At 69.1% G+C, this 9,265-nt stretch carries 10 protein-coding genes and 1 pseudogene; 4 read left to right on the top strand and 7 right to left on the bottom strand.

The genetic code is table 11. From position 1 onward, the window contains the following. Window positions 1-73 precede the first annotated feature (73 nt). Window positions 74-514 carry a DUF6214 family protein gene (locus AOK11_RS44425; RefSeq protein WP_079034599.1) on the top strand — a complete coding sequence of 147 codons (441 nt, stop codon included), beginning with the start codon at window positions 74-76 and terminating at the stop codon, window positions 512-514. 358 nt (window positions 515-872) lie between these two features. Then, entirely contained in the window at window positions 873-1,694 is an 822-nt protein-coding gene (locus AOK11_RS02875; protein WP_107098477.1) for an IS5 family transposase, read from the top strand. Here AOK11_RS02875 and AOK11_RS02870 read toward each other — a convergent pair. Continuing rightward, on the bottom strand, window positions 1,663-2,166 hold the full coding sequence (locus AOK11_RS02870; RefSeq protein WP_240497195.1) for a hypothetical protein: 504 nt from the start codon (window positions 2,164-2,166) through the stop codon (window positions 1,663-1,665). The two genes, AOK11_RS02875 and AOK11_RS02870, sit on opposite strands and share 32 nt — an antisense overlap. Before the next feature lie 98 nt (window positions 2,167-2,264). Between AOK11_RS02870 and AOK11_RS02865 the strand changes: the two are divergent. Beyond that, window positions 2,265-2,972, top strand: a pseudogene (locus AOK11_RS02865) (transposase); the annotation flags it as partial. Here AOK11_RS02865 and AOK11_RS02860 read toward each other — a convergent pair. The 6 genes from AOK11_RS02860 to AOK11_RS02835 all read right to left on the bottom strand — a co-directional run bounded on the left by AOK11_RS02860 (window position 2,912) and on the right by AOK11_RS02835 (window position 7,509). Further along, window positions 2,912-3,682, bottom strand: coding sequence for a hypothetical protein (locus AOK11_RS02860; protein ID WP_157869272.1), 771 nt, complete (start codon window positions 3,680-3,682; stop codon window positions 2,912-2,914). The pseudogene AOK11_RS02865 and the gene AOK11_RS02860 sit on opposite strands and share 61 nt — an antisense overlap. Before the next feature lie 328 nt (window positions 3,683-4,010). Next, entirely contained in the window at window positions 4,011-4,304 is a 294-nt protein-coding gene (locus tag AOK11_RS02855) for a hypothetical protein (protein WP_157869271.1), read from the bottom strand. Between the two features lie 5 nt (window positions 4,305-4,309). Continuing rightward, complete coding sequence (locus tag AOK11_RS02850; protein ID WP_157869270.1) at window positions 4,310-4,618, bottom strand: hypothetical protein; 309 nt, start codon at window positions 4,616-4,618, stop codon at window positions 4,310-4,312. Between the two features lie 317 nt (window positions 4,619-4,935). Further along, on the bottom strand, window positions 4,936-5,943 hold the full coding sequence (locus tag AOK11_RS02845; protein ID WP_055592032.1) for a competence protein CoiA family protein: 1,008 nt from the start codon (window positions 5,941-5,943) through the stop codon (window positions 4,936-4,938). A 249-nt stretch (window positions 5,944-6,192) separates the two neighbouring features. Beyond that, window positions 6,193-6,912: an IS6 family transposase gene (locus AOK11_RS02840; protein ID WP_055592031.1), complete on the bottom strand. Its 720-nt coding sequence runs from the start codon at window positions 6,910-6,912 to the stop codon at window positions 6,193-6,195. A gap of 417 nt (window positions 6,913-7,329) precedes the next feature. Beyond that, complete coding sequence (locus AOK11_RS02835; RefSeq protein WP_055592030.1) at window positions 7,330-7,509, bottom strand: DUF6417 family protein; 180 nt, start codon at window positions 7,507-7,509, stop codon at window positions 7,330-7,332. A 403-nt stretch (window positions 7,510-7,912) separates the two neighbouring features. Between AOK11_RS02835 and AOK11_RS02830 the strand changes: the two genes are divergently transcribed. Next, window positions 7,913-8,596 carry a haloacid dehalogenase type II gene (locus AOK11_RS02830; protein ID WP_055592029.1) on the top strand — a complete coding sequence of 228 codons (684 nt, stop codon included), beginning with the start codon at window positions 7,913-7,915 and terminating at the stop codon, window positions 8,594-8,596. The last annotated feature ends 669 nt before the right edge of the window (window positions 8,597-9,265 follow it).

Raw genomic sequence — 9,265 nt, 5'->3', positions numbered from 1 at the left:
ACACGCTTACGTTGCGTGTGCACTTGAGGCATCCTTTCTTCATCTTTCCGATCGTTCTCCGGCGGACGGTGCGGTGTCCGTGTGGGAGGTGCGGGAGGGCGAGCGCGTGACGCGCTGGTTGCATGTGCGGCTGGCCTTCGCCGACGGGGCGTCGGTCGAGGCGCTCGCGACGGTGTCCGAGCAGTGCGTCTGTGTCGAGGACGTGCGGGCCCGCCCCGCGCTGTCCCTGGACGACCTGGCGCTGTTCGCCGACTGGATCGAGGGACCGCTGGCGCGGGCGTGCGGTGCCGGCGCCGAGCCCGGCCCCGAGGACCGGGCCACGGCGGCGGGGCGCAGTCGACGGGCGGCTCGCCCTCGCCCGCATACGGGTCGGGCATCCGGTACAGAGGCCGCGGGCCGGTCTCACGCACCGCACGCCACCAGCCCCAGCTCGGCTTGCCTCCCGCATCTGGGGCGGCCGAGGGACGGGCTCCCCACCCCCGCTCGGAACGCGGGTCGTAGACCTCGCCGGTGAAGTCTGGGCGTGCGGGGGTTGTCCCGCGCTGGTGGATTCGCTCGAGGATCCGCCGAGTGTCGCAGCGCTGGGAGCGATCGGTGATCTCAGAAGTCATCCGCTTACCGGTCAGCGGCCCTGATCATCGAACACGGTTCCTGTTCGGGTGACAGTGTCAGCAGCAGCGCATAGAAGAAGGGCCCCTTGGTAGCTCGGAGGTTGCGAGACCGAACCGAAGCACCAGGAGGCCCTGTTGTCTCAGTCTGTCCTGCCGGCGTGCAGCGAGTCCACTGCGGTTCCCCGCAGGTGTGACTGCCTCGCCCACACGTTCGGGAACGCGGCTGACCGGCCCGAGCGGGCCCCGCGCTACGCCTCCGACATGACGGACGCGGAGTGGGCGGTGGTCCGTGCGGCTTTCCCTGTTCCGGCCTGGCTGGAAGGACGAGGCGGCCGTCCGGAGGGCTACTGCCACCGGCAGATGATCGATGCCGTCTTCTACGTCACCGACAACGGTGTGAAGTGGGCGAATCTGCCGGTGGACTTCCCTCCGTTCCGCCGTGTCCATGCGTTCGCCCGCCGCTGGCAGAGGACCGGTCTCCTCGTCGAACTCCACGACCGGCTCCGCGATCAGGTCCGTGAATGCGAGGGCCGTGGTGTCGATCCGTCCGCGGGCATCGTCGACTCGCAGTCGGTGCGGGCGGCGGCGAACATTCCCCGCACCACGTCCGGATGGGACGGCGGGAAGAGGGTCGGGGGCCGCAAGAGGCACCTCCTGGTCGACTGCCTCGGCATGCTCCTGACGGTCTCCGTCACCGCGGCCAGTGTCCAGGACCGTGACGCCGCCGTCGCCCTGCTCGAGCGGGGACGGACGGCCTATTACTCCCTGAAGCGGGTCTGGGCCGACGGCGGCTACTCCGGGAGCCTGGTCGGCTGGTCGGCCGACCGGCTCGGTCTCGTCCTCGACATCGTCCGACGTTCCGACGCCGCCCGCGGGTTCACGGTCCTGCCCAGAAGGTGGGTGGTCGAGCGGACCCTGAGCTGGCTGATGCGTTCACGCCGTCTCGTCCGTGACTACGAGACCTTGCCGCAGATGCATGAGGCAGTGGTGTTCTGGTCCATGACGATGCTCATGAGCCGCCGGCTCGCGGGCGGCCGCCGGCGCACTGGACTCATCCCGCGCCAGCCGGCGTCTCGGTGGTGAGGCGGCCGAAGACATTCGGGGTCACCTCCCGCACCCAGCCCCGGTCGGCCAGACGTCGCACCCTGGCCCGCACGCCCTCCAGCCTCGACGGGGTCACCTCGCCGCCAATCCGGCCGAGGATCTGCGGCGCTCGCAGCCCGTCGGCGGGTGCGGCGGCGAGGATCGACAGGATCCGCTGATACTCCACCGCCAGCGCCCGCGCGTCGATGCCCGGGGACCACGGCGGCACGATCCGCCCCGGCACCACCCGCCCCGGCAGGCCCGCGGCCGGAGCGGTCTGCTCGGCGGCCAGGACCTCGGCAACCGTCGCCCGTGCATCGGCAAGACGGTTCAGATAACGCTCGGCGGCATCCAGCGCGGCCTGCACGCGTTCTGCTTCCTCCCGAAGTCGCGCGACTTCTTCGCGGACCTTCTTCTCACGGGCTTCCAGCAGACCGATCACCGACGGCACAGGCACCTCCACGAGCGACACGAGCGGAACGAATCGCCCGCATCACTCCCGTCGCCAGGCGCTGTTCATGCCTCTACCGGCCGAACCAACCGCTCACGTTCGGAAAGCGGAAAGCGTCTGAGGCGCGCGAGCTTCTGAAGGCTGCACCGACCCCCGCTCGGGCCGCCCGGCTGACCCGCACGCAGCTCCAGGCCGCGCTCAAGCGCGCCGGCCGCAAGCGTGGCATCGAGGAGGAAGCCGACCGTCTCCGCGATGTCTTCCGCGCTGAGTGGGCCCACCAGCCGCCGCTGGTCGAAGATGCGCTCGGCAAGCAGATGCTCGCCCTCCTCATCCAGCTGGAAGCTGCCTGCACAGCCGCCGACAACCTGGCCAAGGCGGTAGAAGAGGAGTTCCCTCGGCACCCGGACGCCGAGATCCTGGTGAGCTTCCCCGGTCTGGGCGTTCAGCTCGGCGCCCGGGTACTCGCCGAAATCGGAGACGACCGCACCCGCTTCGCCGACGCCCGCGGGCTGAAGGCATACGCCGGCTCCTCACCCATCACCAGGGCCTCCGGCAAGAAGTCGGCCATCACCCGACGCTGGGTCAAGAACGACCGGCTCAACCACGCCGGCTGCCTCTGGGCCTTCGCCTCGCTCCGGGCCTCCACCGGTGCCAACACCCACTACCGGCGACGACGCGAGCAAGGAGACTGGCACGCAGCTGCCCAGAGAAACCTCTTCAACCGCATGATCGGCCAGCTCTACCACTGCCTCCAACACGGCGAGAACTATGACGAATTCCGAGCGTTCCCCGTGGCCGCGCCGGTGCCGGAAGCCAGTGCCGCCTGACCGGAGCAGCTGCCCACCGGCGTGAGGCAGTCCTCCAGGGCCGCGCGCTGCGTGTCAGGGAGGTGATCGCCCAGCGGCGTTTCGCGGGGACTGTGTTCGCCTGCGCAGATCCAGGCGCGCTCGTCCTCGTCGTAGGACCAGGGGGCGACTCCCCACATCGGGTGTCCTTGGAGGAGAAGGCGGGCCAGGGGCTCGCAGTCGTCCGGGGCACCGTGGGCGATGAGTGCGTCCTTCACCAGGGTGACGGCTTCGGCCGGGATGTTCGTGTCGCCCAGCACGGGCAGCAGAAGAAGCAGCCGGGCGTGCGGGTTGGTCACTCCTTCTCCGTCCCCTGGGGTGTCAAGGAGAGCAGCGAGCTCGGCCCAACACAGGCCGGGGCCGATGCGGTTCTCGTCGGTGCTGGCGAGGACCAGGTCATTCGTCCACCAGTCGGGGTGGACGATGAAGTAGTCGGTGGAGGTGTACTCCTCACCGCTGTTGTAGTGCACGAGGACACTGTGTCCGCCCGCCAGCGGAATTCGGAACATCGGCCAGGCGGCCTTGTCACACAGGCGCTCCAGCATGCCCTCGACGTCCGCCGGGTCAACACCGAAGGACTCCATCAGTGCATCGTCGTACAGATCGATCAGGTGGGCGGCCCAGAACTCCGGCTCCGCCAGCAGCGGCAGACCATCGACCACAAGAGAAGAGGCATACAAATGTCGTGCCATGACCATGCCGTGATTCTCTCGCCCGGTGATCGCGACTGTTCGATCGCCCCCGGTTAAGGCCCGGGCAACTTGACGTCTTGGCATCGTGAGGTGTCTACGGCGAACGGACATGTAGGGGTGCTGGTAAGAACCCTGTCACCAGCCGCAAACGGCGGTGTACTTCAGCGACGACGTCCCCGCGTCCGAGCGCCTCGGCCCTCTGCGCGGTGTCCGTACTCGGTTCCGAGCCGAGGTGATCGACCAGCACGACCTTCTGCAGAACCGGCTGCGTGACCTCACGGACGCGTGCCGCGCTTCGATCCAGGCCACGTGACGCGGTCCGTACCACTCACAGCAAACCGTCCTGGCCCGGGTCGAGCGTCCTGACCGCCTTGCGGATGTCCCACACCGGGCACTGAGCCGGCGCGTACGAGCCCTGCGGAGTCCACAACAGTATCCCGACGGGAGGGCCGGTCGGCTCCAGCCCTTCCGCGCGGATCTGTTTCGGCGTGCACAGGTATGCGGGCAGCGTCTCGCTCGTGTACGACGGCAGCGGCGGCGGCCCGGCCTGCCTCTGCCGGTACACCGGATCCCCGAACAGGTCCCAGCCCACAGGCTCCCGGGGCGGACGGCGCGACGACACGGTCCCTACTCCGGGCGCTGCACGGCGTCCAGGTGGGCCAGCGCCAGCCGCAGCGAGAGAATCGCGGTGCCGAACGAGAGGTTGTCGATCCCGTGCGCGTACAGCTGGCCGGGGTGCACGACGAATGCCTCCGACACACGCCGAGCCATGCCCTCCTGCTCGTCCGGCGCGGTCGAGCGCAGCAGGTCCTCCACTGCCAGTGTCAGGTCCGGTGTGCCGATGTCCGGCCATAGGCGGCCGTCGACACGCAGGGCCGTGTGCTTGATGTCGGCGACCGCCTCGGCCAATTCCTCGCGGGCTTCCTGATGGTTCATGGCGGCAGTCTGTCGCAGCGGCGAGGCCAGATGAGGAAGAACGAGGCAAGAAGAAGTCTGTCTTCCAGACCGAGCCCTGCTGCTTCTGCTGCTGGGATGTGCGCTGCTCATCCTCCTCGGCGCGGGCGTCTCGACCAGCCTCCTGGCGGTCGGCGTGTATGCCGTGCTCCGCGACCGCGAAGGGGGCCGGAATCCACGGACCTCACAGCAGAACTGCCCCGGCCCTCCAGGGCAGAGGACTGATCAGCGCCGTTTGCGGCTGGTGACAGGCTTCTTACCAGCACCCCATGTAGCGCAGCGTGAGCGCTTTGTGCTGATCAGCACAGAATGTGCCGCCCGTAGCGCACCAAGGGCTCGACGAGGGGGCGGTGGCAGACTTCGCAGACCGGCTCCCCGCTCGCGGGCCGGGGCACTGGTCGCACGGGCGGCAGCGGGGTGGGCTGCCAGGGGCGCCTCGGCTGGCGGGCGGCGGCTTCGCGCCGCCACCGCTCGGCCTGTTCGTGCTGGAGTCGGGCCTGGTCGGCGTCCCTGCGCACGCGGGTGGCTTCTTGGGCCAAGCGCTCGGTCATCGCGGGCGGGAACATCACGCCCGCGGCGTTCAGGCCGAGGTCGGCGAGGGCGAAGCGTTCGCAGACGACCGGGTCGCCGGGGCAGGGCGGGTGGTGCGCTGAGAACAGGCGCAGGTCCTTGGTCCACCACTGCGGGTCGTTGCGCGCGTGGGACTGGCCGAGCCGGGCTTCGGCTGCGTCGTCGCGGTGGTAAAGGGTCCAGGCCGGGATGCCCTCGGCGAACAGCACATGCGGGATGCGGGTATTGGGGCGCATGAACCACACGTCCCGGACCCCGTTGGCGACGTAGTCGCGGTGCCGGGCCTGCCACAGTTCGTCGGTGATCAGCTCGCGCTGGGCCTCCAGTGCCAGGCGGGCGCCGTCGTCGAGGGTGACGTGGACATCCGCGCGGCGGTCGCGCCGGTCGGTCCACTGCTCCATCCGAACCCGCGTGACGTTGGGCAGGGCGCCGGCCCAGCGGGCAAGGCGGTGCTTGGCGTTGATGTGCCAGACCGTCTCGCGGTTGTGCCCGCCGGGCGGGGCGGTGCCGGCCGGGTGCGCGAAGTGCGGCCTCACCAGGCCACCGATCCGGCCGCGGGCCAGCAGCGGCACCTTCGTACCAGTGGGTGCGTCGATGCCGCGCCAGCAGTAGAAGCACACCACCGTCTCCCGGTGTCCGTAGCCGAACTCCCGCCACTGCTCGACAGACTTCTCGCCGATGTGGACCTCGCGCTGCGTCTGAAGGTCGAACCCGACCACGAGCAGATCGTCCAGCACCGGACACTCCCCTCAACTCGCCTGAATCGTGTGCGCAGAGCATCGCAACGGGCACTGACAGCCCCCACGCCTCGGCTCGCACGGCCGAACTGGGTTCGAGCACGCACCCGAGAGCGGCGAGACCGTCCGGTGTCCGCCTGCACGGGATGCCGGTGCTCGCTCGGTGTTCTCCGTGCTCCGGTCGGCGCTGTCACGTTGTTGGGTGTGTGAGTGTCTGATGGCGCGTCGGGGCGTGGTGAGGGCCGGTGTTCAGGCCTCGGCAGGCCGGCCGACGGCGCCGGTGATCTGGTCCCAGATGGCGAAGCGGACGGTCATCTCGGCGCGGTAGCCGGGGGCGGTCATCAGGTGGCGGCGGGGCCTGAAGTGGGGTGAGATGCCGCTGAACGCGGCCAGGAACCGCTGGGCTCCACCCACGCTGCGGAAGCCCTTCATCGCGCGTTCGCGTTGCCGGGTGGGCTGGTGGGAGTTCTCCGCCCGGTTGTTGAGGTACTTCGACTGCCGGTGCGCGACGGAGGGCATCACCTCGCGGTGGGCCGCACCGTAGGAAAGGAGCTTGTCCGTGACGACCACCCTGGGCACCGCGCCCGTGTTCTTCATCAGGTGGCGGAAGAACCGCCTGGCCGCGGCGGTGTCCCGGCGGTTCTGCACGAGAATGTCGAGGACGCTGCCGTCCTGGTCGACGGCCCGCCACAGGTACTTCTGCTCGCCGCTGATCTTGGTGAAGACCTCGTCCAGGTACCACTTGTCCCCAGGACGAGGCTGCCGGCGGCGCAGCGCGTTGGCGTAGTGCTGCCCGAACTTCGCGCACCAGCGGCGGACCGTCTCGTGGGAGACGAGCACGCCGCGCTCAAGCATGACCTCCTCCACCTCGCGGAAGCTGAGCGGGAAGCGGAAGTACAGCCAGACGCAGTGCTCGATCACCTCCACCGGGTACCGGTGCCCCTTGTACGACGGTGACGCACTCTCCACGGACGACTCCCCCCAGCATGACCAACCCGAAAATCATCCCGCGCCATCAGCCAACGTGACAGTGCCCGGTGCACGCCTGGACGCGTCCGACCAGCCCGGTGAGCTCCTCGAGGGCCTGGTCGCGGGCAGCGTCGAACACGGCCGCGGGGTCGGCCCCGGTCACTTGGTGTTCTCGCCGTTCCGGTGTCGAAGGGTGCTCACCGGAGGAGCCTCCCACGCGCGCGTGGGATACGTCGCGACCGGTCCGCCGGTCGCATCCTGGGTTCCATCCCGGGGCGCGCTCCGGATCGCTTCCTGAGTCGTGCCCTGGGCCACCTCGGGGTTCGTCGGCGCGGGCCGTGGAGGTGTACCCCGCCCCGGGAGACAAGGGATGCCCCGCCGGGCGGCCGGTACGCCGACTCCTTGTCCGGGGAGCCCTCAGTTCTCCGACGGGATGCGCGCGGCGATCTCCTTCGCCAGCCGGTCCGCCTCCTGCGCCACCGTCAGCAGCAGCCGATCGTGCGCCTCCTCCAGGGGCAGCAACGCCAGCCGCTGGGCCGTGTGATCCACCGGCGCGTACTCGCTCTCGTCCGGGTCGAGGTGCTCGTAGTCATCCATGACCAGCGCAACGACTCCCGGGCGCCACGGTCACCCACAAGTTCTGGGGCGGCCCCACCGATAAACGATCACACCGACCAATGGCGGATATGGGAACGGGCATGCAGCATGGAAGACGGGCAGACCTTACGGGATAACGGTTTGAGCGCTGCCCCTGTCGAGGACCGCGCGCTGCTCTCGGACCGGCACTCGGCATTCTCCTGAACCTGACCGTACGATCGACCGGCTGTGCTTTCTCCTTCTCGAGAGTCGGTCGGCTTCCGCACGACCCTCGACGCCGAGCCCGGGCGTCGGCCCATCCGTCCGGTCGCCGGGTCGGCGCGGAGCGGCATCCGGGAGGGCCGCGGCCGCCCCGCCCCGACTCTGCCCGCCCGACGTGAATCCCGGCGCAGGAGAGGATTCCATGGCCGAATTGATCGCCTTCGACGTGAACGAGACGCTGCTCGATCTGCGTGCTCTCGACAAGCCGTTCCAGGAACTGTTCGGCTCGGCGGCGGTGCGCCAGCAGTGGTTCACGCTCATGCTGCAGCTTGTGTTTGTAGGGGGCCTGACCGGCTCGTACGTGGACTACACAACGGCACAGCGTGCGGCGCTAAACATGCTCGCGCGCCGCGAGGGAGTGCCGCTCACGGATGAGGAAGCGGCACGGACGGTGGAGCTGATGAGCTCGCTGCCTCCGCATCCCGAGGTCCCGGCAGCATTGGCGAGACTGGCGGACTCGCCCTTGCGGGTCGTGACGCTGACCAACTCCGTCGAGAGGGTGGGGGAGGCACAGCTGCGAAACGCGGGGATCCGTGACCTGTTCGACCGTGTGATCTCGGCCGACAGCGTGCGCCGCCTCAAACCCGCGCCCGAGCCCTACCTCAGCGTCGCCGACGCCTTCGGCATCGAGCCCGGGGACGTGTGGTTGGTGGCCGCTCACTCGTGGGACGTCACTGGAGCCCTCAGCGCGGGATGCAAGGCGGCCTTCGTCAGCCGACCGGGGGCGGTGCTGAGCCCACTGGGCCCACAGCCCGACATCGTTGCGCCGGACATCAGCGGCGTAGTGGACCGCATCCTGGCAGCCGCAGGCTCGGAAGGCCGATGATGGAATGATCTTTTGGCCTCCCTGACCTGATGCCTTACGCCGCGGTTCGTGCGCAGCCCAGAGGGATCACGCGCGCCGTGGCGGTCGCCGTAGCGATCACCGCCTCATCGGAATCAAGGAGCAAAGCCGCCAGGTGCGCCATATCCTCATCACGTCGGACGACACGTCCTCTGCCGACGACCCGGCCGGGCCGGCCGCAAGAAGCTGACGTCGAACCGCAGAGTCGTTTGGAACTGGTCGGGCCCAAGCGTTGCCAGCAGCGCGGGCCCGACCGTGTCATAGAGCATCGCGGCGACGAAGGCGCCGAGCACATTTCCCGCGGGTGAAATCCTCCGTTGCCGCGAACGCGGGTTCGACCGTGCCGGTCTCGACATCCGCGTCGATGAACTCCAAGCCCAGTGTCACCGCCGTCCGAGGCATCGGCGCTCGCCCCTCGACTGCGTCCCAGAACGGTCGGGATCGCTCGCCCATCGCCTCGGACTCCTCCCACCCGGTGGCGAGCCCGGCAGTCTCGATGGCTGGCATCCTGGACAAACCAGCGTGAACACTGCTTGATCGAGGATCCTGGTATCACCATGCGGATTGCCCTGGCAGTCGCGGTTCTCGCGGTCGTGAACGCGCTCAACAACCGGCTCGCACCCGAGTTGTATTGAACCGCCCCGGGTTCGG

Source organism: Streptomyces hirsutus, assembly GCF_001418415.1.
Lineage (GTDB): Bacteria > Actinomycetota > Actinomycetes > Streptomycetales > Streptomycetaceae > Streptomyces > Streptomyces hirsutus.
This window is presented reverse-complemented; position numbering and strand designations above follow the sequence as displayed.

Bases quoted from the DNA above. Each gene is read 5' to 3' on its own strand.
- AOK11_RS02835 (WP_055592030.1), bottom strand. From the start codon at position 7,509: ATGGATGACTACGAGCACCTCGACCCGGACGAGAGCGAGTACGCGCCG.
- AOK11_RS02830 (WP_055592029.1), top strand. From the start codon at position 7,913: ATGGCCGAATTGATCGCCTTCGACGTGAACGAGACGCTGCTCGATCTG.
- AOK11_RS02860 (WP_157869272.1), bottom strand. From the start codon at position 3,682: ATGGCACGACATTTGTATGCCTCTTCTCTTGTGGTCGATGGTCTGCCG.
- AOK11_RS02850 (WP_157869270.1), bottom strand. From the start codon at position 4,618: ATGAACCATCAGGAAGCCCGCGAGGAATTGGCCGAGGCGGTCGCCGAC.
- AOK11_RS02875 (WP_107098477.1), top strand. From the start codon at position 873: ATGACGGACGCGGAGTGGGCGGTGGTCCGTGCGGCTTTCCCTGTTCCG.